This is a genomic window from Pandoraea sp. XJJ-1 (genome assembly GCF_026802345.1).
Lineage (GTDB): Bacteria > Pseudomonadota > Gammaproteobacteria > Burkholderiales > Burkholderiaceae > Pandoraea > Pandoraea cepalis.
Genome location: NZ_CP113827.1, coordinates 225,447 through 248,123 on the forward strand (window position 1 = coordinate 225,447; position 22,677 = coordinate 248,123).

The following is a 22,677-nucleotide window of genomic DNA, read 5'->3' on the forward strand; positions in this document are numbered from 1 at the left end:
GTCAATCGTCTGCTTGCCAAGCTATCTCCCGCGCGTGATTCTTACCCGGGCCTGAGTCGCGCGAAACGTCACTTTCGCAAAATGCGAGCGAAGTTCTACAGCGACTTTGCCGACGCTATCGAGGACGGTGCCAATCCGTTCGAGCTATTCTCGCGTCGGTATGCACGCGCCAAGGAGCGGCGCAGTCCGATGGCGCCCCTCTATGCGATATGGCGCGATCGCGCCAGCTCGAAGAACCTGCGAAAGTCGTGGCAGGGCACGATCCCCGACGAAGATCTGATCGTGATTTCGGCCGGCGAGAAGGGCGACCTGGCCGGCACGCTGCGCTTTCTGGCGCGGGTGGTTACCTTGCAGCAGCAAACGCGCGCGGCGATCGCCGGGGCCGTTGTGCTGCCGATCTTCATGTCGGTGCTGCTCGCCGCGATCCAGTTGGGCGTGGCCTACGGCATGATGCCGATCATGACCGAGATCATGCCGCCGGAGATGTTTCCCCTCGTGGGCGCGGGGCTGTATATCGTGTCCGGGTTCGTGGCGAACTGGTGGCCACTGCTCTATGGCGTGCCGGTCGTGATCGTGGTGGCGGTCTTGCTGTCGCTGAGCCGATGGACGGGGCCGATGCGGCAGCGCGTCGAGAACTTCGGCCCCTATGCCGTGTATCGCGACGTGCGCGCCGGGGAGTTTCTGGTGTCACTGGCCGCGCTGACCGGCGCAAAGACGTCGGTGTTCGACGCCGTGTCACTCATGCTCGCGGGCGCCTCGCCCTGGATGCGCTCGCATTTGCTGCGCATGCGGGCGTCGCTCAAGAGCGAGCGAAGCATGGTCAAGGCGATGGATACCGGCATCTTCAACGAGGAAGTCTTCGATCGTCTGGTCGAATACTCGGGACGCACCAACTTCGATGCCGGCATTCGCAAGATCGGCCTGATGACCATCGAGGAAGTCGCGGAGCGCGTCAAGGCGCGATCTGCCGCGCTACGCTCGGTGCTGATGGCGTTGGTCGGGCTGACGATCATCTTCACCGTGGGCGGCATGTTGCAGATCGGTCACGCGGCGGGTGAGTACGCGGAGTCGATGTTCTGATGATGGCGTTGCTCATCGATAACGTTGGAGACGCCTTCCGGGCGCTGCCGCGCGAAGCCGTGGTGGCCGCGATGGCGACGCTGGGGCTGCTGGTGGGCAGCTTCCTGAACGTGGTCGTCTGCCGCCTGCCGCGCATGCTGGAGCGGCAATGGGCATACGACGCGGCGTCGTGGGCGGGCGAGGCGCCGCCGGTCGTGCCCGCCTTCAACCTCGCCTGGCCGCCATCGCACTGCCCGCATTGCGAGACGCGCATCGCGGCGCGTCACAATGTCCCGGTGCTAGGCTTTGTCCTCCTGCGCGGCCGCTGCGCAAATTGCCGCGCGGCGATTTCCCTGCGCTATCCGCTTGTCGAACTAGCCGTAGGGATCATGTTCGCAACGCTCGCGTGGGCGTTCGTCCCTTCGATGCAGTACCTCGCGATGCTGGCATGGTGCGGCTTCGGCGCGGCACTGCTGGCGCTCGCGCTGATCGACATTGATACGCGGTTGTTGCCCGATGCGCTCACGTTGCCGCTACTGTGGGCGGGCTTGCTGGGCAGCGTCGCGGGCCTGACATTGCCCATCGACGAAGCCGTGCTTGGCGCTGCGTTGGGATATGGCGTCATGGCGGCGATGGCGGGCGCGTACCGGGCGCTGACCGGTGTCGACGGACTGGGCGGCGGCGACGCCAAGCTCGTCGCCGCGTGTGGGGCATGGCTGGGGTGGATCGGCACGCCGCTGATGCTGGCCTTCGGCGCGGTGGCGGCCACGCTCGCTTTTGCGGGCCTCGGCGTGTGGCGCGGCCGCGCGTTGCGCGAGCCGCTGCCGTTTGGTCCCTGGCTATGCTTGGGCGCGGTGGCGAGCCGGCTGTGGGGCGAGCCTTTCCTAGATCTGTGGCTGCGCCCGGGCGGCTAACGTCGCTGGTGCGTGCGGCGCGGTGTCGACGGATGTCGATCCAACGCGCTGCGTCAATCGACCCGCGCCGGACAACATCAGGTCCGCGGCCTTTTCGCCGATCATCATCGACGGGGCGTTGGTGTTGCCGCCGATGAGCGTGGGCATGATCGACGCATCGACCACGCGCAAACCTTCCACGCCGCGAACCCTCAGTTCCGGATCGACGACCGACGCCGCATCGCTGCCCATGCGGCAGGTGCCGACCGGGTGGTAGATGGTGTCGGCGCGCGCACGTATCAGCGCGGTGAGCGCTTCGTCCGACTCGATGCCCCGGCTGTGCAGCTCCTCGCCGCCGAACCGCGCGAGCGACGGCGCTGCGAGAATCCGACGAATCACGCGCACCCCGCGCAGCAACGTGTCGACGTCCTCCTGCGCTTGCAGAAAGGCCGGGTCGATCCGCGGCGCGTCGCGCATGTCGGCGCTGGCAAGCGTCACGCGTCCGCGGCTTTTCGGACGCAGTACGCAGGCATGCAACGACAGGCCACGCCGCAGATGTAGCCGACGATTATGGTCGTCGCAGATGCCCACGAGGAAGTGCATCTGCAAATCGGGGCACGCCAGTGACGGATCGCTCTTGAGGAAGCCACCGGCTTCGGCCACGTTGCTGGCGAACAGGCCGCGCCGCTCGCGAAGATAGTCCAGCCCTTGCGTGAGCAGATGCCACAATCCCGCGGGCGTGTAGCCGACCAGATCGCGATGCGCCACGTACTTGTTGATGATGAAGTCGATGTGATCCTGCAGGTTCTCTCCGACACCCGGGGCATCGACGTGCACCTCCACGCCATGCGAGCGCAAGTGTTCGGCAGGGCCGATTCCGGAGCACATCAGCAACTGCGGCGAATTGAACGCTCCGGCGCTCAGCACGACTTCAGCGCGTGCGCGCAGCGTCTCCAGCGCGCCGCGCCGTTGCACTTTGACGCCGGTCGCGCGCTTGCCATCGAAGACAACGCGCTGCACCAGCGCATCGGTGATGACATGAAGATTTGCGCGTGATTTTCCTTGCAGATAGGCGCGCGCGGCGTTCCAGCGCTGCCCGTCTTTTTGGGTCACCTGATAGATGCCCGCGCCTTCGTAGTGCGGACCGTTGAAGTCGTCGCTCACGGGATACCCGGCTTCGCGCGCCGCGTCGACATAGTGTTGCGAGAACGGATTGACCGTGCGCAGATCGGCAACGTTGAGCGGGCCGCCGGTACCGTGCCAGGCATCCGCACCGCGTTCATTGTTCTCGTTGCGACGGAAGTACGGCAGCACGTCGTCCCATCCCCAGCCGGTGCAGCCGGCCTGCGCCCACGCGTTGTAATCGTCCGGGTGACCGCGCGTGTAGATCATCGCGTTGATCGAACTCGAGCCACCTAGACCGCGTCCGCGCGGCTGATAGCCCTGACGTCCGGCCAGCCCCGCCTGCGGCGTTGTGCGATAGCCATAGTTGCGCCGCGATCGGAACGGCACCAATGCGGCGAGACCGAGCGGCAGCCGTACGAGAAAGCTGTTGTCGGGCGGACCCGCTTCGATCAGCGCGATCGTGCTGCCCGGCGCACCGTCGGCCAATCGCGCCGCCAACGCACAACCGGCCGAGCCGCCGCCGACAATGATGTAGTCGTAGTCCATGCTGTCATCCTCCCTTGGATGGGCACTGCATCTACCGCTTTTTTTTGACGTTTTGTTCGCTGCTTTTTGCTTGTCGTTCTGAGCGCGATTGTCTCGTGTCTCGCTGCGCGCGGTGCCGCCGCATGGGCGACGCCTCGGAGCGGCACTCATTGTAAGCAGACAATCCCTGCGCTCGGGGGGGATGTGAAGCAATCCTCTAATTTATGGGAGCGCGCGGACCTAGCCGCTATGATGAAAGGATCCCCATGGCGTGACCGTCACATACGGCAATTGGGCATACGGAGACACGGATGACGCAAGCCTGGCAGACCCACGACGTCACCAATCAGGTGCCGCCGCTTACGGACTACAACCTTTACGCCACCGACGCCGCGTTGCAAGCCGCAGTGGCGGCCTTCGGCGCGGGGTGGCATGCGACAACGCTTTACCGCCAGGGCGCTCGCCTGGGCGAAGCCGAGGTGCAGGCGTGGGCGGAGGCGGCCAATCGTCACGCGCCGGAACTGCAATCGTTCGATTCGCAAGGCAATCGCATCGATCGCGTCGAGTTTCATCCGTCGTGGCATGCGCTCATGGGTTTGTTGCGGGGGGCCGAACTGCAGTCATTGCCGTGGGCGCATCCGCGCGACGGCGCGATGACGGCGCGCACGGCGGCGTATTTCCTGCACGCGCAGAACGAGGCCGGTGCGTTGTGCCCTACGACCATGACGTTCGCGAGCATTCCGGTGCTCGCCAAGGAGCCCACGGCCTTCGCGTCGATCAAGGACAAGTTGCTCGCGCCACAGCACGACCCGCGCGACGTGCCGCTCGCGCAGAAGCACGCCATTCTTATCGGCATGGGGATGACGGAGAAGCAAGGCGGCTCCGACGTGCGCACCAACACCACCACGGCCACCGATTGCGGCGACGGCACGTTCTCGCTCGTCGGGCACAAATGGTTCTTCTCGGCGCCGCAGTGCGACGCGCATCTGGTGCTCGCACGCGACGCCGACAGCGAAGCGTTGTCCTGCTTCTTCGTGCCGCGCTACGCGCCGGACGGGCGCAAGAACGGTGTGCAAGTGCAACGTCTCAAGGACAAGCTCGGCAATCGCTCCAACGCGAGCAGTGAAGTCGAGTTGCAGGGCGCGTATGGCACACGCGTGGGTGCGCCGGGGCGCGGTATTCCCACGATCATCGAGATGGCGACGTATACGCGGCTCGACTGCGTGATCGGCAGCGCGGCAATGATGCGCGCGGGTGTCGTGCAGGCGATTCATCACGCGCGCCATCGCTCGGCGTTCGGGGCGAAGCTTGTCGATCAGGATCTGATGACGACGGTGCTAGCGGATCTGGCGCTGGAGTCGGAAGCGGCGACGTGGCTGGCGATGCGGCTGGCGCAGGCGTTCGACGCGGGCGTGTCCGACAACGATTCGCTGTGTGAGCGGGCGTGGCGCCGCATCGTGTTGCCCGCCGCGAAGTTCTGGGTATGCAAGCGCGCGCTCGAACTCGCGGGCGAGTGCATGGAGGTGTGGGGCGGCAACGGCTACGTCGAGACCGGCCCGCTCGCGCGGCTGTATCGCGAGGCGCCCGTCAATTCGATCTGGGAAGGCTCGGGCAACGTGATGTGTCTCGACGTGCTGCGCGCCATGAGCCGCGAGCCTGACGTCGCACAGTACTGGTTCCGATGGATCGGTGAGCGCACGGGATCGCATGCGCCGCTGCGCGCGGCGTTGGCGCAGTTGCACGGTTGGCTGGCGGCCGATCAGGCAACGCACGCGACCCGCGCGCGTGCGATTGCACAGCAGGTGGTACTGCTGGCACAGGCGGCATTGTTGCTCGAACACGCGCCGGCCGAGTTGGCGCATGGCTTCATCGAGAGCCGATTCTCGAACGCGGGCGGGCGGGTGTACGGCGTGATGCCGGACACGCTCGCGGTGGCAGTGCAACGTGCCTGGCTCGACCGGGCTTTTCTCGCATAACGGATAACAATATATCGATGGCGTTGGGCGGCACCGACGGGGCCACCTGCGACCTCAGGGAGGAGAAGGCATGGGATACCAACATGAATTGAACGGGTTGCATGAGGCGACACCGTCGTCGGCACCGGATACCTCGACCGACGACGACATCGCCCGCGCGTCGCTATTGCCGCGCTTCGACGCGATGCGCCGCGCACACGACGCCGCGCCGCAAGTCGATTGGCCGACGCGCAAGCGTCACCTGAAAGCGCTGCAAGCGATGCTTCACAAGTATCGTGAAACGTTCGCGAACGCCATCGATGCGGATTTCGGCGGCCGCTCGGCGCAGGAAACGGACATGCTCGAACTGTTCCCGTCGCACGGCAACCTGAAGCATGCGCTCGCGCACACGCGCCGCTGGATGCGCGGGTCGCGCGGCTGGGCAAACCTGTGGATGCTGCCTGCGCGACGCGCCGTCGTGCCGCAGCCGCTCGGCGTCGTCGGTGTGATCGTGCCGTGGAATTACCCGTTGTTTCTGGCCGTCGGTCCGCTCACCGACGCCTTGGCCGCCGGCAATCGGGTGATGATCAAGGTCTCCGAGGTCACGCCGCGCTTCGCGGATGCGTTTGCGGCCGCCGTGGCCGAGACGTTCCCGCCGGAGTGGGTCACGGTCGTGACTGGCGATGCACGGGTCGCGAGGGCGTTCTCGACGCTGGCGTTCGACCATCTGCTGTTCACTGGCGCGACGTCGATCGGCCATCATGTGATGCGTGCGGCCAGCGAACACCTCACGCCGGTGACGCTCGAACTCGGTGGCAAGTCGCCGGCCATCATCGGGCCGGGCGCGCGCTGGGAGCACGCGGTGGAGCGCATCATGCTCGGCAAGCTGGTCAACGCGGGTCAGACCTGTGTGGCGCCCGACTATGTGCTCGTGCCGCGCGACAAGCTCGACGCCTTCGTTGCCACGGCGCGGCAGGTGGCGGCGCGTCTGTATCCCGACGCCGTGAACAATCCGCAATACACGAGCATTGTGTCGTCGCGGCACTTCGAGCGGTTGTCCGGGCTTGCCGCCGAGGCGGCGGCGCAGGGCGCCACGTCGCACGCGCTGTTCGATACCCCGGCGCAGGCGGCGCGCAGGCGTCTGCCGCCCGTGGTGCTCACTGGCGTGCATGACGGCATGCGCGTGATGCGCGAGGAGATCTTCGGGCCGCTGTTGCCGGTGGTGCCCTACGATGACCTGGACGCCGCCATCGCCTATGTCAATGAGCGTGCGCGTCCGCTCGCGCTGTATGTGTTCGATACCGACAATACGCGCATTGGCCGTGTCGTCGACGGCACGATTTCCGGCGGCGTGACGATCAACGACACGCTGCTGCACGTTGCGGAGCATGCGCTGCCGTTCGGTGGCGTGGGGCCGTCGGGCATGGGGGGGTACCACGGTGAGGCGGGCTTCCGGACGTTCTCCAAGGAGAAGCCGATCTTCCGGCAGGCGCGCTGGAACGGCGCCGGCCTGCTCAACCCGCCGTATGGCAAGGTATTCGCCACGATGATCCGGCAATTGATGCGCTGACCTCTGAGCTCTGACGTCGGGCATCCGACGTCGCGATAAAACAAAACCCCCGCCGGTTCGACCCGAGCGGGGGTTTTGTTGGGTGCTCGCCGGTCGAGACCGGCGGGCACCACGCTAGCGATGCCGGATCAGGCCACCGCGCGCAGGCCGGCGTCGGCCAACAGGATGTCGGCGCGGTCGGTCGCTTCCCACGAGAATTCCGGCTCTTCACGGCCGAAGTGACCGTAGGCGGCGGTCTTCTCGTAGATCGGACGCAGCAGGTCGAGCATCTGGATGATGCCCTTAGGACGCAGGTCGAAGTGCTTCTCGACCAACTCGGCGATACGCTGATCGCTGATCTTGCCCGTGCCGAACGTGTTGACCATGACCGACGTCGGTCGCGCCACGCCGATGGCGTACGAGACCTGGATCACGCACTTCGAGGCGAGACCGGCCGCCACGATGTTCTTCGCGACATAGCGGCCCGCGTAGGCGGCCGAGCGATCGACCTTCGACGGATCCTTGCCCGAGAACGCGCCACCGCCGTGCGGTGCGGCGCCGCCGTACGTGTCGACGATGATCTTGCGGCCCGTGAGGCCGGCGTCGCCCTGCGGGCCACCGATCACGAAGCGACCGGTCGGGTTCACCAGGAACTTGATGTCGCCCTTGATCAGGTCGGCCGGCAGCACCGGCTTGATGACTTCTTCGATGACGGCTTCGCGCAGGGCTTCCAGCGCGATGTCCGGATGGTGCTGCGTCGAGAGCACGACGGTGTCGATGCTGTGCGGACGGCCGTTTTCGTACTTGATGGTGACTTGCGACTTGGCATCCGGGCGCAGCCAGGGCAGACGACCGTCACGGCGCACTTGCGACTGGCGCTCGACCAGGCGGTGCGACAGATAGATCGGCAGCGGCATGAGTTCCGGCGTTTCGTCGCAGGCGTAGCCGAACATCAGGCCCTGGTCGCCGGCGCCCTGATCGAGGTTGTCGTCATGCGCACGGTCCACGCCCTGGGCGATGTCCGGCGACTGGCGGTCGTAGGCGACCAGCACCGCGCAACCCTTGTAGTCGATACCGTAGTCGGTGTTGTCGTAGCCGATGCGGCGGATGGTCTCGCGCGCGACTTGCTGATAGTCGACCGTGGCGGTCGTGGTGATTTCACCCGCGAGCACGACGAGACCCGTGTTGCACAGCGTTTCTGCGGCAACGCGCGCGTACTTGTCTTGCTTCAGGATGGCGTCGAGCACGGCATCCGAAATCTGGTCGGCTACCTTGTCCGGGTGACCTTCGGAGACCGATTCGGAAGTAAAGAGATAATCGTTCGCCACTTCTGGCTCCTCTAAACGAATTTGGCGACTCACGTTGCCGTCATCGGAGGGGAAGCGGCGACGCTTTAGCGGAAAATTGGTCGTATGCGCTGCCTCGATAGGGTGGCACATTCGAATCGCCCCGCAAGTTGTCAGTTAACTCGGCGATGTCGCTTATTATACGCCCCTGAAGAAATCCTGCTTGCGACATGGCAACCACACCCAAGAAATCCCTCGGCTACTACCTGAGCGTTGGCCTGCTGCGCGGGCTCAACCTGCTGCCCTATGGCTGGGTCGCGCGCTTTGGCGCGGGTCTCGGGCACCTGTTGTACCTGATTCCCAGCTCGCGAAAGCGCGTTGTGCACACCAATTTGCGGCTGTGTTTCCCGCATTGGGACGAGGCGACGCGTGAGCGCGTGGCCAAGGCGTCGTTCGTGCATGCCATTCGCAGCTACGCGGAGCGCAGCGTGCAATGGTTCGCCGACGGCAAGAAGCTGGAGCGGCTGATCGAACTCGACTCGGCGGTCGACCTGCTCGACCCGAATATGCCACCGACGATCCTGCTCGGGTTCCACTTCGTGGGCATCGAGGCGGGCTCGGTGTTCATCAACTATTCGCTGCACCGGCCGTGCGCGTCGCTCTACACGCCGATGTCCAACCCGGCGTTCGACGCCATGGCCCGCGAGCAGCGCGGTCGTTTCGACGCGGAAATGATCGCGCGCGGCGACAGTGCCCGCGATGTGCTGCGCATGTTCCGAAAGGGCAAGCCGGTCATGCTGGCGGCCGACATGGACTATGGCGCGCGAAATTCCACGTTTGTGCCGTTCTTCGGCGTGAACACTTGTACGCTGACGTCCGTGTCCCGTCTGGCCGAAGTCGGCCGGGCCCAGATCCTGCCGTTCATCGGCGAGGTGCTGCCCAACTACAAGGGCTACCGCCTCAAGGTCTTCCCGGTGTGGGAAAACTATCCCAGCGGCGACCCCGACGCCGACGCGCGCCGGATGAACGCGTTCCTCGAAGAACAAATCCTGAAGATGCCGGAGCAGTACTACTGGGTGCACAAGCGCTTCAAGACGCGCCCGCCCGGCGAGCCAAGCGTGTACTGACAGGCGCCGGATGCGCGTCGGCCTTCTCCACTACAATAGCGCCATGAAGCTCAAATTCACCAAGATGCAGGGTGCCGGCAACGACTTCGTCGTGATCGACGGCATCTCGCAATCCATCGATTTCACGCCCGACCAGTGGCGGGCGCTCGCCGACCGCCATTTCGGCGTCGGCGCAGACCAGCTCCTGCTCGTCGAACGCTCGACGCAGCCTGGCGTTGACTTCCGCTATCGCATCTTCAACGCCGACGGCGGTGAGGTGGAGCATTGTGGCAATGGGGCGCGCTGCTTCGTCAAGTTCGTGCGCGACACGGGGTTGACCGACAAGCGCACGGTGCGCGTCGAGGTGCAGCAGGGCTTGATCACGCTCACGATGCGCGACGACGGCCAGGTCAGCGTGGACATGGGCGCGCCGATCCTCACGGCGTCGGATGTGCCGTTCGACGCCAGCGGGCTGGCAGGTCGTCGCGAGGGCGACGACACGCTCTGGCCGCTCGACGTGGCCGGCAAGACGACGTGGATTTCCGTGGTCTCGATGGGCAATCCGCATGCCGTGCAGGTGGTGGAGAACGTCGATACCGCGCCGGTGGAAACGGACGGCCCGCTGATCGAGCGTCATGCGCGCTTCCCGCGCCGCGTGAATGCGGGCTTCCTGCAGGTGGTGGACAAGCATCAGGCGCGTCTGCGCGTGTACGAGCGCGGTGCGGGCGAGACGCTCGCCTGCGGCACCGGCGCATGCGCGGCGGCAGTGGCAGGCATCCGCCGCGGGCTGCTGGCCGCGCCCGTGGCCATCGAAACGCACGGCGGCACGCTCACCATCGACTGGGACGGCGCAAGCGGTCCCGTCATCATGACGGGACCCGCCACCACGGTCTTCGAAGGGACGATCGAGATCTGACGCCAAACGTCGGTCCCGGTGTTCCGCGCGGGCAGGCCGCGGGCGCAGCACAGTAAGATTTTGGTTTCTGACGGACTCTGATTTAGCGACCCAGGCGGCCGTGCGCCACCGTTGTGCCTCGTGCGCAGCGGCGGTCGGCGGCAGTTGACGAACAGCAGACGGACACTCATGAACGACCGAGATATTGCGGAATACCTGATCGCGCATCCCGACTTCTTCGAACGCCATGCCGAATTGCTGGCCGGCGTGCGGCTCACCAGCCCGCACGGCCAGCGCGCCGTGTCGCTGCAAGAGCGCCAGATCGAGATGCAGCGCGAAAAGACCAAGCAGATCGAGCGACGCCTCGCCGAATTGATGCGCTACGGGCACGAGAACGACGACATCTCGGCCAAGCTGCATCGCTGGAACCTCGGCCTGCTCGGCGAGCGCGATCCGCACGCGTTGCCCGACGCGATTGCCCGCGGCCTGCGCGACGTTTTCAACGTCCCCTTTGCGGCCGTTCGTGTGTGGAACGTGGCCGCGCCGTACCAACCGGCCGAGTTCGCCCGCAGCGTGAGCGAAGAGGTCAAGATCTTCGCCTCGAGCCTGGCGACTCCCTATTGCGGTGCCAACACCGGTTTCGAAGCCGTGACATGGCTCGGCGCGCCGAGCGATCCGGCGTCGGTGGCGCTGCTCGCGCTGCGTGACCCGCAAGTCACGGATGGGCCGGTCTTCGGCCTGCTGGTCATGGGCTCGGAAGACGCCCGCCGTTTCCATGAAGGCATGGCGACCGACTTCCTGACGCAGATCGGGGAACTGGCCGGCGCGGCGCTCAGCAAGCTGCGCGCGAACGATTGATGCGCGTCGCCGGCGCCCGGGCGGACTGACGCGCTGACGGCACCTTTCACCACGCCTTATGGTCACCTCGACCCGATCGCCGCGTCCTGCCAGCGTGGCCACGCCCAAGGCGCGCGCCGGGCGCGCCGCGCCGGAACGCGCGCGCAAGCCCGGGGCGCACGCAGAGGCGTCGGACGACGAGACGCCGCTCGAACCGGGCATCCGCCACTACCTGACGTCGCTCGCCAGCGAGCGCAAGCTCGCCGAGCTCACCCTGGAAAACTACACGCGCGACTTGCGCCAGTTGCAGCGTTTGGCGCGCGGCCGCCCGCTCGAATCGCTGGAGCATGGAGACATTCGCCGCTTCGCCATGCAGTTGCACAGCGAGGGCCTCGTCGGCCGCTCCATCGCCCGCAAGCTCTCCGCCTGGCGAGGCTACTTCGCGTGGCTTGCCCAGCGCACGTCGCTGGCGGCCAATCCCGTCGACGGCGTGCGCGCGCCGAAACAACCCAAGCCGTTGCCGAAAGCGCTGTCGCCGGATCAGGCATCGGCGCTCGTCGAGTTCGTCTCCGGCACGTCGGCCGAGGCCGTGCGCAATCGGGCGATGTTCGAGCTGCTGTACTCGTCTGGCCTGCGCCTGTCGGAACTCACGAGCCTCGATCATCGCTACGTCGAGGCCGAGGGCTACCGTTCCGTGAGCTGGCTTGATTTGCCCGAACGCGAGGTGGTCGTGACCGGCAAGGGGAACAAGCGACGCCGCGTGCCCGTGGGCGAGAAAGCGGCGCAGGCGCTGGCCGGTTGGCTGGACATGCGGGCAGAACTGGCAACGGCTGAGCCGCATGCGCTGTTCCTGTCGGCGCGCGGCAAGCGCATCGGCGCGCGCGCGGTGCAGCAGGGGCTGTCGCGCCACGCGCTGGCGGCCGGGCTGCCGACACACGTGCACCCGCACATGCTGCGTCACTCGTTCGCCACGCACGTCCTGCAATCGTCCGGCGATCTTCGCGCCGTGCAGGAGATGTTGGGGCACAGCAATATTTCGACGACACAGATCTACACGAAGCTCGACTTCCAGCATCTCGCGAAGGTTTACGATCAGGCGCATCCGCGCTCGCGCAAGAAGCCCTGAGCGTTGCGGTGGGCGGCGCGACTCGGTGTAGAATCGCGTCCTTCCTCAGCAAGTCCCGCATGTTCTCCGTCTGCTGGATGACTTGCCGTCACCCCGTCGTCAACCGTTGGTCCGTCCCGCATGAATACCTTGACCCTCAAGCCCGGCAAAGAAAAGTCCTTGCTGCGCCGTCACCCCTGGATTTACGCCACCGCCGTGGCACGCGTGGACGGCAAACCGGCTTCCGGCGCGACGGTCGTGGTGCGCGCCGCCGACGGGCGATTTCTCGCTCGCGCCGCCTTCAGCCCGGTCTCGGCCATCCGCGCACGCGTGTGGACGTTCGATGAAAACGAGCCGGTCGATCATGCGTTCTTCAAGCGTCGCGTGACCGCCGCCCTCGCTTATCGCGAGCAGATGGTGCACGACACCGGGGCGACCCGCCTGATCTTCGGCGAGGCCGACGGCCTGCCGGGTCTGATCGTCGACCGTTATCAGTCCGCGCCCGGTGCGCCGGTGACGGACCAGATCGTTTGCCAGTTCATGGCGGCGGGCGTGGAAGTCTGGAAAGACGCGATCGTGAATGCCCTCGTCGGCGCGACCGGCTGCCCCAATGTCTACGAGCGCTCCGACGCCGCCGTGCGCGAGCGCGAAGGTCTGCCGAGCCTCACTGGCGTGCTGGCGGGGGCTGAGCCGCCCCAGGCGCCCGACTTGCTCACGACGTACGAGTGTGGCGTGAAGTATTACGTCGACGTGCGCAACGGGCACAAGACCGGCTTCTATGTCGATCAGCGCGACAATCGTCTGCTGGTGAAGCAGCAGGCCAAGGGCCGCGACGTGCTCAACTGCTTCTGCTATACCGGGGGCTTTTCGCTGGCGGCGCTGGCGGGCGGGGCGCAGAGCGTGTTGTCCATCGACTCGTCGGGCGACGCGTTGGCCATCGGCGCGCGCAATGTCGAACTCAACGGTTTCGACGCCGCGCGCGCCGAATGGCGCGACGCCGATGTCTTCAAGACCCTGCGCGCGTTGCGCGAAGAGGGGCGCCTGTTCGACATGATCGTGCTCGATCCGCCCAAGTTCGCACCGTCGGCCCATCACGTGGAGCGTGCCGCACGGGCGTACAAGGACATCAATCTGGCCGGTTTCAAGCTGCTGCGCCCGGGCGGCCAGCTGCTGACGTACTCGTGCTCAGGCGCGATCGATGCCGATCTGTTCCAGAAGATCGTGGCGGGCGCGGCCGTGGATGCCGGCGTGGACGCCCGCATTCTGCGGCGCCTGTCGGCGGGCATGGATCACCCCATGCTCACCCAGTTCCCCGAAGGCGAATATCTCAAGGGGCTTTGGTTGCAGCGTATGTAAGCGCTCGCTTCTGTGGGCGTCAACCCAGTGTCAGTGCGACCACGCCCAGCGCGATCAACACGGCACCGCCCACGCGGCGGTGCATCTCCCCTTCGCCCAGCAGCCGCACGCCCAACAGCGCGGCAATCATCATCGACATCTCCCGCGCTGGGGCGACGTGCGACACCGGCGCGTACTTGAGCGCCGTCAGGATCAGGAAGTAGGACATCGGCGAGATAAGCGAGATCAGCACGATCTTGCGCCAGTTCGCCTGCCACACCATGACCATGCGGGCGGGACGCGAGCACGCCATCGGTGCCGAGAGCACGACTCGCAGCACATTCTCCAGGTAGTAATAGACGAGCGGTGCAAGCAGCAGGGTGCGGATGGCGTAGGCGTCGGCCAGCGTATACGCTGCGATGAATCCGCCGGTCAGCACGCCCCAGCCCGCGCCCGCGTGCATGGTGTCGCGCCGGAACAGGCGCTCGCCCCCGGCGATGATCAGCACGCCGACGACCACCAGCCCGATCCCGAAAAGCGCCAGCCAGCCCGGGCGTTCCCCCAGCAGCACGATGGCGCCCAGCGACGACAGCAATGGCCCGGTGCCCCGTGCGAGCGGATAGACGACCGACAGGTCGCCCACCCGGTAGCCGCGCTGCAGGACTAGCGTGTAGCCGTAGTGCAGCATGGCGCTCGTGGCGATCACGCCCCAACCCAGCGCATTCGGCCAACTGGCGTTTGAACCGATCAGGAAAAACATCGCCAGCGGCGTGTACAGCACGACGGTCAGCAGCGCATAGAGGAAGACGAGCTGCGGGCCCCCGCCTTCGCGCGTGTCGATGCGCTTGGCGAGGAAATTCCAGGTGGCATGCAGGAATGCGGCGGTAACAACGAGGGCGAGAGCGGTGAGCGACATGGTGAGCGGTGTTTTTTGCGTCAATTGTATGACGCATTGCCCGTTCACCTCCGGACAGATTCGGTCGGCGGCCTTCAGGGCTCGGGAAATGCCTACTTTTGCAACTCCGTTGCAGTGCTGGCGGTGCTGTGCTTAAATCGATTTATGAGCCTTATTCAACTACAACCTTATCTGGAAGCCGCCCGTACGAGCTTGCAAGAGCAATCGGGCCGCGTGACCTCTGGACGCGTGCGCGTGCTGGCGATGCTGCTCAAGGCGGGCCGTCCGCTCACGCACCAGGAAGTGCTGGCCGATCTGGCCACCGACGCCGATCCGCTCGACCGCGTAACGGCCTACCGCGTGCTCGATTGGCTGGTCGCGCAGGGCTGGGCCATCAAGCAGGCCGGTGACGACCGAATCTTCCGCTTCGTCATGGCCGAGCATGTCGACCCGCAGCGTGCGGCATCGCCGCGTCCGCATACGCAACACGGACATTTTCGTTGCGTACGCTGCCACCGGACCTTCTGTCTTGACGATTGGCCCCAGCATCCCCAATTGAGTGAGCGCGAACTCAAGCGCCTGCCCAAGGGTTTCGTGGGCGAACAGGTCGAGCTGATGATTCATGGCACTTGCGCACAGTGCGCGGGCGCCCCCAACTGACGCGTCCCCAGCCGCTTTTCGTTACCTCGGGTACAGTGGGCGACATTGAGACGGCGTCGAGTACGCCGCATTACAACAGGACATAGCATTCATGACCCCCGTCACCATCCTGACCGGCTTTCTCGGCAGCGGAAAAACCACGCTGCTCAAGCGCATCCTGACCGAGGCGCATGGCATGAAGATCGCCGTCATCGAAAATGAATTCGGTGAAGAGAACATCGATAACGACATCCTCGTGCACGACAACGCCGAGCAGATCGTACAGATGAGCAACGGCTGCATCTGCTGTACGATTCGTGGCGACCTGGTGAAGGCGCTGTCCGACCTGAACAGCCAGCGCGACGCGGGTGCGATCCAGTTCGACCGCGTGGTCATCGAGACGACCGGCCTGGCCAACCCCGGCCCGGTGGCGCAAACCTTCTTCATCGACGACGAGGTGGCCGACACCTACCGGCTCGACGCCATCATCACGCTGGTCGACGCGAAGCACGCCCAGCAGCAGCTCGATCAGCACGAAGTGGTGCAGCGCCAGGTGGGGTTTGCCGATCGCCTGTTCATCACCAAAGCCGATCTGGTCACGCCCGAGGCGCTGGACGACCTGAAGCATCGCCTCGCGCACATGAATCCGCGCGCGCCGCAGCAGGAAGTCGACTTCGGCCAGGCCGAGCTCAAGCAGATCTTCGACCTTCACGGCTTCAACCTGAACGACAAGCTCGACATCGATCCGGAATTCCTGGGCGCCGACGACCACGCGCACGATCACGATCACAATCACAGCCATGATCACGATCACTCGCACTGCGATCACGATCATGACCAGTGCGCGCACGAGGGGCACGACCACGGTCACGCCCATGCCCACCACGACGACGCCATCAAATCGTTTGTCTTTCGCAGCGAGAAAGCCTTCGATCCGGCGAAGCTGGAGGATTTCCTCGGGAGCATCCTACAGGTGTACGGCGAACGCTTATTGCGTTATAAAGGTGTATTAAACATGCGTGGCATCGACCGCCGGGTCGTGTTCCAGGGCGTTCACCAGATGATGGGCAGCGACGTGGGCGCGAAATGGCAGCCCGATGAGACGCCGAACACCAAGATGGTGTTTATTGGTGCCGAGCTGCCGAAAGAGATCATCCTGCAAGGGCTGGAGCGCTGTCTGGTCTGAGCGGGACCGGCGAACCGTGCAACGGGAAACCCCTTAATCAGGGCTGTTGAACGATTCGGTTACAATACGTGCCCACTGGGGCTGCCGCCAGCGAACCAACGCGGCACTTCGGAGGGCCGGCAGGGGAGCACCGCCATGGCTACCGCCTCTCGCAAGACTGCCACCGCAGGCCCCACGCGCCGGTCAGAGCCGGCGTCGGAAGCGGGCGCCAAGCGGGCTCCAGCAGGTAATTCGAAGACGGGCGAAAAGGCCGCCGCCAAGCACGGGGCGCCCAAATCGTCCGGTAGGAACGTAACCCAAGAAGCCGCCCGCGGCATCGCCGGTAAGCAAGACGTCCCACTCGCTGCAGGGGCGTCACCGGACTATCCGAAAGAGACGCCACAAAAACCCATGAGCAAGAAAAGACTTTTGACCGAGGCCGAAATTCTGAAGATGGGCGAGAAGGACTACATGAATGAAGATCAACTCGCCTTCTTCAAGGATCGTCTGGAAAACCTGCAGGCTGACATTTTGCGTAACGCCGGTCAAACCACCGAGAACCTGCGCGAAACCATTCTCGTCCCGGATCCGGCCGACCGCGCCACGATTGAAGAGGAGCACGCGCTTGAGCTGCGTACCCGCGATCGTGAACGCAAGCTGCTGAAGAAGGTGCAACAGTCGCTCGCTCGCATCGAATCGGGCGAATATGGCTGGTGCGAAGAAACCGGAGAGCCGATCGGCGTTCCGCGTCTGCTCGCCCGCCCGACCGCCACCCTGTCGCTCGAAGCGCAAGAGCGTCGCGAATTGCGTCAGAAGCTGTTCGGCGACTGATCGCATCGCACAACCGGCCCGACGCCGCGCGGTGGCGGCAGGTCAGGTCCGTCGGCGCCCGGTTTGCCAAAGGCACGTCGTCTCGACGTGCCTTTTTTGTTGCCGTTTTTTGACGTCGTCCGGTCGACCGCGGCCCGTTCCTCCCGGAACTGTGGCTTGCACGCAACGCTTGCTGACGCTCGCCGTCGAGCCAACTTTATGACACAATTGCAACTCAGTTGCAATTGTGGCCGCCTATGCCGTCTATCGAATCCGCTTCTCGCTTTTGGCGCGCGCGTTTGCGCACGCGGGTGGGGTGTGGGCGAAGCGGTTGGGTCGCGTGGCTCATCGTTGGGCTGATCGGCGTACAGATCTGGGGGCTGCAACACGAAATTCTGCATGCCCGAAGGTTGTCCGGCGTGCCGCCGGTTTCGGCAGATGCGAGCCGGTCAGCGGCGGGCGAGGCGAATGATCCGGACGAGGCGGGAGGTGCGGATCTCGCGATGGCCGCAGACGGTCGCGCCCAAGCGGTCGGCACGGTGTCCGTCGATTTCGGCAACTCCCACCACCATTGCCATCTGTTCGAAGGCGCCACGCTGGCCGCGGCCATGGCCGTGGCCGTCCTGTCGTGGGGAAGCGATACCGTCATCGCGAGCCTCCCCCAGCGCGCGACCGGGCGCCGTCACCCGAGCGTTCACCGACGACCGTTCGACTCCCGCGCACCGCCGCTCGCGATCTGACGCCACGCGTATTCGCGCCATTCGAACTTCTCCGCGCTGACTGCGCGAATCCCTGCCACTGTCCGTGCCGACCCTCGCAGCCTTCGGGCCCGCGATGGCGGCGGCTGCACGCTCGTCGGCCCATCATCGCCGACGCGGCGGGGCTTCGTTCGCGCCGAGGCCCGGAATCCTCGGGAGCCCGTTGACGAGGCTCCCGCGCACCGACCCAACACACCCGATACCGACATGGCACTTTCTGCTTTGAACGCCGCGCGTGAGCGCGCGACGCCCTTGCTAGCTCCCGCTTTCCCCATCGAGGCCCCTTCGGCTTCCCGCCGGGCACGCCGCCCGTGGCCCGTGAACTCGCCGCGCCCGCTCGCCGCAGCGCTGACGTTCAGCGCGCTCGCTGCGGCAAGCGCGTCCGTGCAGGCGGCCGATGTGTCCGATGCACCCTTGGAAGCAACGTCTGCCACTGCCGTCCCGGTGAGGCCCGAAGTGACGTTGCCAACCACCTTCGTGACCGGCAATCCGCTTGGGCGCGCCGCCGCCGACTTGACCGTGCCACTCACCGAACTCGAAGGGAAGGCGCTGGCGTTGCGCCGTGCGGGCACGCTGGGCGAGACGCTCGACGGGCTGCCGGGCGTTTCAGCCACATCGTACGGCCCGAACGTCAGCCGCCCCATCATTCGTGGCCTCGACGGCGACCGCATTCGCGTGTTGCAGAACGGCACGGCGGCGCTCGACGCCTCGTCGCTATCCTACGATCACGCCGTGGCGCAGGATCCGCTGACGATCGAACGCGTAGAAGTCGTGCGGGGCCCTGCGGCACTGCTCTACGGCGGCAATGCGGTCGGCGGCGTGATCAACACCATTGACAACCGCATTCCGCGAGAATCCATCACCGGCATTTCCGGTGCGACGGACTTCAGCTATGGCGGTGCGAACCGCGAACGTGCCGGGGCCGCGCAACTTGAATTCGGCAACGGCGAGTTCGCGTTCCACGTTGACGGCTTCGCCCGAAAAAGCGCGGACCTGCGCATTCCCGGCTTCGCCCGTTCGGCGCAACAACGCGCCCGCGATGACGAGGACACGCCGCAACCGTCGGGCACCTTGCCCAACAGCCAGGGGCAGGTGAGTGGCGCGGCTGTCGGTGCGTCGTGGACGTGGGCCGACGGCTATACGGGCCTGTCGTACTCCGGTTACGACTCGGATTACGGCACCGTGGCCGAGGCGGACACACGCATTCGGCTGCGGCAGCAGCGTTTGGCATTGGCCAGCGAGATCCGCGACCTGAGCGGCCCGATCACCGCTCTCAAGTTCAACTTTGGCTACACCGATTACGAGCACAAGGAAATCGAAAACGGCGAGACGGGAACGACCTTCAAGAATCACGGCTACGAAGGCCGTATCGAAGCGCGTCACGCGAAGCTCGGGCCACTCGACGGCGCCGTGGGCGTGCAGTTCTCGCAGAACACCTTCTCCGCGCTAGGTGAAGAGGCCTTTGTGCCGAAGAGCGACACGCGCAATGTCGCGCTGTTTGCCCTCGAAGAGTGGGCGATGCATCCGGCGATCAAGCTCTCGTTCGGCGCGCGCATCGAGCACTCGAGCGTCAAGCCGACGGCGGGCGGTAATGAGCGCTTCGACAATCTGCCGTCGCGCGACTTCACGCCGGGCAGCGTGTCGGCGGGTGCGGTCTTCGCATTGGCCCCCGCGTGGTCGGTCGCGCTCAACACCTCGTACACCGAGCGCGCGCCCACGTTCTACGAGCTGTATGCGAACGGCCCGCACCTGGCGACCGGGGTCTGGGAAATCGGCAGTCCGCAGGCCGCGATTGAAAAGGCGTTTTCGACGGACCTGTCGCTACGCTATGAGCAGGGCCCGAACAAGGCCAGCGTCGGTCTCTTCTACAGCTGCTTCAACAACTTCATCGCACTCAACAATACGGGGCGCACGATCGATGAGGGCGGCCAGAGTTTGCCGGTCTATCAGTACGCGGGTGTGCCAGCCGACCTCTACGGAATGGAAGCCGAAGGCCGTGCGCGCCTTTGGCGCGGTCACGGCAACCTCGATCTCGAACTGCGCGGCGACTACACAATCGCGCGCAACCGCGAGACGGGCGAACCGCTGCCGCGCATCGCACCATTGCGTCTGACGGCGGCGCTTGCCTATGCGTTGGGTCACTGGGGCGCGCGACTGGAAATGGTGCACGCCAGTCCTCAAGGCCGCGTGCCCGCCAACGATCTGACGACCCGTGGCTACACCACGCTCGGTGCGGCGCTCACCTATCAGTTCAAGGCGGGTGGCGCGCAGTGGCTGGCGTACTTGAAGGGAGAGAACCTGACCAACCAGGAGGTACGTTTGGCCAGCTCGGTGCTGCGCGACATTGCGCCGCAGGGGGGGCGCTCGGTTCGCGTGGGTTTGCGCACCACGTTCTGAGCGGGATCGTGCCGCAAAAACGGAGTAATTTCCGAGAAATTTCGTCGCAGTAGACGATTCGCGCGGCGCATTGCCGCGCGAATTTCACGATCCATGCCACGTTGTGCGGCATCGCCTCGAGGGCGTCAAGCAGGGCGGGCGTGTTGCCGTCGACGCCTCTTGATATTCTTTCGATTGCCCTAAACTACAGTGACATCTCGCCCGGTCGGGCACGTCGTCACGATTGTGTGGCGCGCGCGGCCGGGCCAATCGTTACGGGGCGCACGTCGCCCCCCGAAAAGGAACAGGCATGGAGCAATATCACGGCACCACCATCGTCTGCGTTCGGCGCGGCGATCAGGTCGCGCTTGGCGGCGACGGTCAGGTCACCCTCGGCAACATCGTGATGAAGGGCACCGCCCGCAAGGTTCGCACGATTTACGACGGCAAGGTCATGGTTGGCTTCGCGGGTGCGACGGCCGATGCCTTCTCGCTGCTCGATCGTTTCGAGGCGAAGCTCCAGAAGCACCAGGGGCATTTGACGCGCTCGGCGGTGGAACTGGCCAAGGATTGGCGTACCGACCGCATGCTGCGCCGGCTCGAAGCGATGATGATCGTCGCCGATGCCGAGACCACGCTGGTCATCACCGGCAACGGCGATGTGCTCGATCCGGAGGGTGGCGTTGCCGCGATCGGTTCGGGCGGATCGTACGCCCAGGCGGCCGCCCGCGCGCTGGTCGAGAACACGGACCTGACGCCGGCGGAAGTCGTCAAGAAGGCGCTGACGATCGCGGGCGAAATGTGCATCTACACCAACGGCAATCACATCATCGAGGCGCTGCCCCCGAAGGCAGCGCAGTGACGACGCGCGTGCCGCAGCGGGCCTCCCTCCTGCGGCACGATTGGCCGGTCGGCAGGTGACCGGCCGGACGTCACCCTCCGTGCGAACCCCCTAATTTGGCGAACGTCATGACCCATATGACCCCCTCAGAGATCGTTTCCGAACTCGACAAACACATCATCGGCCAGCACAAGGCCAAGAAGGCCGTCGCGGTGGCGTTGCGCAACCGCTGGCGCCGTCAGCAGGTGGCCGATCCCCTGCGTCAGGAAATCACGCCGAAGAACATTCTGATGATCGGTCCGACCGGTGTCGGCAAGACCGAAATCGCGCGCCGTTTGGCCAAGCTGGCCGACGCGCCATTCATCAAGGTCGAGGCGACCAAGTTCACCGAAGTCGGCTACGTGGGGCGCGACGTGGACAGCATCGTGCGCGACCTCGCGGAAATCGCGATCAAGCAGACGCGTGAAGCTGAAATGAAGAAGGTGCGCACCACGGCGGAAGATCGCGCCGAGGATCGCATTCTCGATCTGTTGCTGCCGAGCGGGCGCGAGTCGTCGCGCGATATCCGTTTCGGTTCGGCGTCGCACGAGGTCGAGGCCAGCAGCGAGGATAACGCCACGCGCCAGACGTTCCGCAAGCGTCTGCGCGAAGGTCAGCTCGACGACAAGGAAGTCGAGTTGGAAGTGGAAATTCCGGCGCAGGGCATGGAGATCATGGGCCCGCCGGGCATGGAAGAGATGACCGAGCAGATCAAGGGCATGTTCGCGAATCTGGGCAACCAGCGCAAAAAGCGCCAGAAGCTCAAGATCAAGGACGCGCTCAAGGTGCTGACCGACGAAGAAGCGTCGAAGATGCTCAACGACGAGGAGGTCAAGCAACTGGCCTTGCGCAACGTCGAGCAGAACGGCATCGTGTTCCTCGACGAAATCGACAAGATCGCCACGCGCAGCGAAGTGGGTGGCGGCGACGTGTCGCGTCAGGGCGTGCAGCGCGACCTGCTGCCGCTCGTGGAAGGCACGACCGTGAGCACGAAGTTCGGCATGATCAAGACGGATCACATTCTGTTCATCGCGAGCGGGGCGTTCCATCTGGCCAAGCCGAGCGATCTGATTCCGGAACTGCAGGGCCGCTTCCCGATTCGCGTCGAACTCGAATCGCTGTCGGTCCAGGATTTCGAAGCGATCCTCACGCAGACGGATGCCAGCCTCGTGAAGCAGTATCAGGCCTTGCTCGCCACGGAAGACGTGACGCTCGACTTCGCGCCGGACGGCATCAAGCGGCTCGCGGAAATCGCTTTCTCTGTGAACGAGAAGACGGAAAACATCGGGGCGCGACGTCTATACACCGTCATCGAAAAGCTGCTCGAGGACATCTCGTACAACGCCGGCAAGCAGGCGAACGAAGTGGTGTCGATCGACGCCGGCTACGTCAATCGCTTCCTCGAGGAAGTGGCGCAGAACGAAGATCTGTCGCGCTACGTGCTGTGATGGCGTGACGTTCGCTGCAATGTGAAAAAGGCCCCT

General features: G+C 65.2%; 19 protein-coding genes. 16 read left to right on the top strand and 3 right to left on the bottom strand.

Going from position 1 to position 22,677, the window contains the following annotated elements; all coding sequences use genetic code 11:
- Nucleotides 1-81 precede the first annotated feature (81 nt).
- Together OYT13_RS00910 and OYT13_RS00915 are read left to right on the top strand one after the other, a co-directional pair.
- The gene (locus OYT13_RS00910) at nucleotides 82-1,080 is read left to right on the top strand and encodes a type II secretion system F family protein (RefSeq protein WP_157211530.1); all 999 of its coding nucleotides are present in this window, start codon (nucleotides 82-84) and stop codon (nucleotides 1,078-1,080) included.
- Complete coding sequence (locus OYT13_RS00915) at nucleotides 1,080-1,973, top strand: prepilin peptidase (RefSeq protein ID WP_261939403.1); 894 nt, start codon at nucleotides 1,080-1,082, stop codon at nucleotides 1,971-1,973. The genes OYT13_RS00910 and OYT13_RS00915 overlap by 1 nt, the downstream gene beginning before the upstream one ends.
- Here OYT13_RS00915 and OYT13_RS00920 read toward each other — a convergent pair.
- Nucleotides 1,944-3,623, bottom strand: coding sequence for a GMC family oxidoreductase (locus tag OYT13_RS00920; RefSeq protein ID WP_017235132.1), 1,680 nt, complete (start codon nucleotides 3,621-3,623; stop codon nucleotides 1,944-1,946). The genes OYT13_RS00915 and OYT13_RS00920 overlap by 30 nt on opposite strands.
- A 290-nt stretch (nucleotides 3,624-3,913) precedes the next feature.
- On the opposite strand from OYT13_RS00920, the gene OYT13_RS00925 reads away from it, so the two are divergent.
- Together OYT13_RS00925 and OYT13_RS00930 are read left to right on the top strand one after the other, a co-directional pair.
- The gene (locus OYT13_RS00925) at nucleotides 3,914-5,578 is read left to right on the top strand and encodes an isovaleryl-CoA dehydrogenase (protein WP_017235131.1); all 1,665 of its coding nucleotides are present in this window, start codon (nucleotides 3,914-3,916) and stop codon (nucleotides 5,576-5,578) included.
- 70 nt (nucleotides 5,579-5,648) lie between these two features.
- Nucleotides 5,649-7,127 carry a coniferyl aldehyde dehydrogenase gene (locus tag OYT13_RS00930; RefSeq protein ID WP_017235130.1) on the top strand — a complete coding sequence of 493 codons (1,479 nt, stop codon included), beginning with the start codon at nucleotides 5,649-5,651 and terminating at the stop codon, nucleotides 7,125-7,127.
- A gap of 128 nt (nucleotides 7,128-7,255) precedes the next feature.
- Here the strand turns inward: OYT13_RS00930 and metK are convergent, their stop codons facing one another.
- Complete coding sequence (gene metK / locus OYT13_RS00935) at nucleotides 7,256-8,434, bottom strand: methionine adenosyltransferase (protein WP_017235129.1); 1,179 nt, start codon at nucleotides 8,432-8,434, stop codon at nucleotides 7,256-7,258.
- Between the two features lie 188 nt (nucleotides 8,435-8,622).
- Here metK and OYT13_RS00940 point away from each other — a divergent pair, with 188 nt between their 5' ends.
- From OYT13_RS00940 to OYT13_RS00960, 5 genes are all read left to right on the top strand, one after another.
- Nucleotides 8,623-9,519: a lipid A biosynthesis lauroyl acyltransferase gene (locus OYT13_RS00940; protein WP_017235128.1), complete on the top strand. Its 897-nt coding sequence runs from the start codon at nucleotides 8,623-8,625 to the stop codon at nucleotides 9,517-9,519.
- Between the two features lie 43 nt (nucleotides 9,520-9,562).
- Nucleotides 9,563-10,414: a diaminopimelate epimerase gene (gene dapF / locus OYT13_RS00945; RefSeq protein ID WP_026132183.1), complete on the top strand. Its 852-nt coding sequence runs from the start codon at nucleotides 9,563-9,565 to the stop codon at nucleotides 10,412-10,414.
- Between the two features lie 168 nt (nucleotides 10,415-10,582).
- Nucleotides 10,583-11,251: a DUF484 family protein gene (locus OYT13_RS00950; protein WP_130024549.1), complete on the top strand. Its 669-nt coding sequence runs from the start codon at nucleotides 10,583-10,585 to the stop codon at nucleotides 11,249-11,251.
- A gap of 58 nt (nucleotides 11,252-11,309) precedes the next feature.
- Nucleotides 11,310-12,356: a tyrosine recombinase XerC gene (gene xerC / locus OYT13_RS00955; RefSeq protein ID WP_261939401.1), complete on the top strand. Its 1,047-nt coding sequence runs from the start codon at nucleotides 11,310-11,312 to the stop codon at nucleotides 12,354-12,356.
- A gap of 120 nt (nucleotides 12,357-12,476) precedes the next feature.
- The gene (locus tag OYT13_RS00960; protein WP_026132182.1) at nucleotides 12,477-13,691 is read left to right on the top strand and encodes a class I SAM-dependent rRNA methyltransferase; all 1,215 of its coding nucleotides are present in this window, start codon (nucleotides 12,477-12,479) and stop codon (nucleotides 13,689-13,691) included.
- A 19-nt stretch (nucleotides 13,692-13,710) separates the two neighbouring features.
- Here OYT13_RS00960 and OYT13_RS00965 read toward each other — a convergent pair whose 3' ends face one another.
- On the bottom strand, nucleotides 13,711-14,586 hold the full coding sequence (locus OYT13_RS00965; RefSeq protein WP_261939400.1) for a DMT family transporter: 876 nt from the start codon (nucleotides 14,584-14,586) through the stop codon (nucleotides 13,711-13,713).
- Between the two features lie 144 nt (nucleotides 14,587-14,730).
- Between OYT13_RS00965 and OYT13_RS00970 the strand changes: the two genes are divergently transcribed.
- The 7 genes from OYT13_RS00970 to hslU all read left to right on the top strand — a co-directional run bounded on the left by OYT13_RS00970 (nucleotide 14,731) and on the right by hslU (nucleotide 22,641).
- On the top strand, nucleotides 14,731-15,225 hold the full coding sequence (locus OYT13_RS00970) for a Fur family transcriptional regulator (protein ID WP_017235122.1): 495 nt from the start codon (nucleotides 14,731-14,733) through the stop codon (nucleotides 15,223-15,225).
- A gap of 91 nt (nucleotides 15,226-15,316) precedes the next feature.
- Nucleotides 15,317-16,390: a CobW family GTP-binding protein gene (locus tag OYT13_RS00975; protein ID WP_268567141.1), complete on the top strand. Its 1,074-nt coding sequence runs from the start codon at nucleotides 15,317-15,319 to the stop codon at nucleotides 16,388-16,390.
- Between the two features lie 390 nt (nucleotides 16,391-16,780).
- The gene (dksA, locus tag OYT13_RS00980; protein ID WP_130027651.1) at nucleotides 16,781-17,200 is read left to right on the top strand and encodes an RNA polymerase-binding protein DksA; all 420 of its coding nucleotides are present in this window, start codon (nucleotides 16,781-16,783) and stop codon (nucleotides 17,198-17,200) included.
- A gap of 278 nt (nucleotides 17,201-17,478) precedes the next feature.
- Nucleotides 17,479-17,919, top strand: a complete 441-nt coding sequence (locus tag OYT13_RS00985; protein ID WP_268567142.1) for a hypothetical protein — start codon at nucleotides 17,479-17,481, stop codon at nucleotides 17,917-17,919.
- A 225-nt stretch (nucleotides 17,920-18,144) separates the two neighbouring features.
- Nucleotides 18,145-20,334, top strand: coding sequence for a TonB-dependent receptor (locus OYT13_RS00990; protein WP_268567143.1), 2,190 nt, complete (start codon nucleotides 18,145-18,147; stop codon nucleotides 20,332-20,334).
- A gap of 289 nt (nucleotides 20,335-20,623) precedes the next feature.
- Nucleotides 20,624-21,175 carry an ATP-dependent protease subunit HslV gene (gene hslV, locus OYT13_RS00995; protein WP_017235117.1) on the top strand — a complete coding sequence of 184 codons (552 nt, stop codon included), beginning with the start codon at nucleotides 20,624-20,626 and terminating at the stop codon, nucleotides 21,173-21,175.
- Nucleotides 21,176-21,282: 107 nt separating this feature from the next.
- Nucleotides 21,283-22,641, top strand: coding sequence for an ATP-dependent protease ATPase subunit HslU (gene hslU, locus OYT13_RS01000; protein WP_017235116.1), 1,359 nt, complete (start codon nucleotides 21,283-21,285; stop codon nucleotides 22,639-22,641).
- The last annotated feature ends 36 nt before the right edge of the window (nucleotides 22,642-22,677 follow it).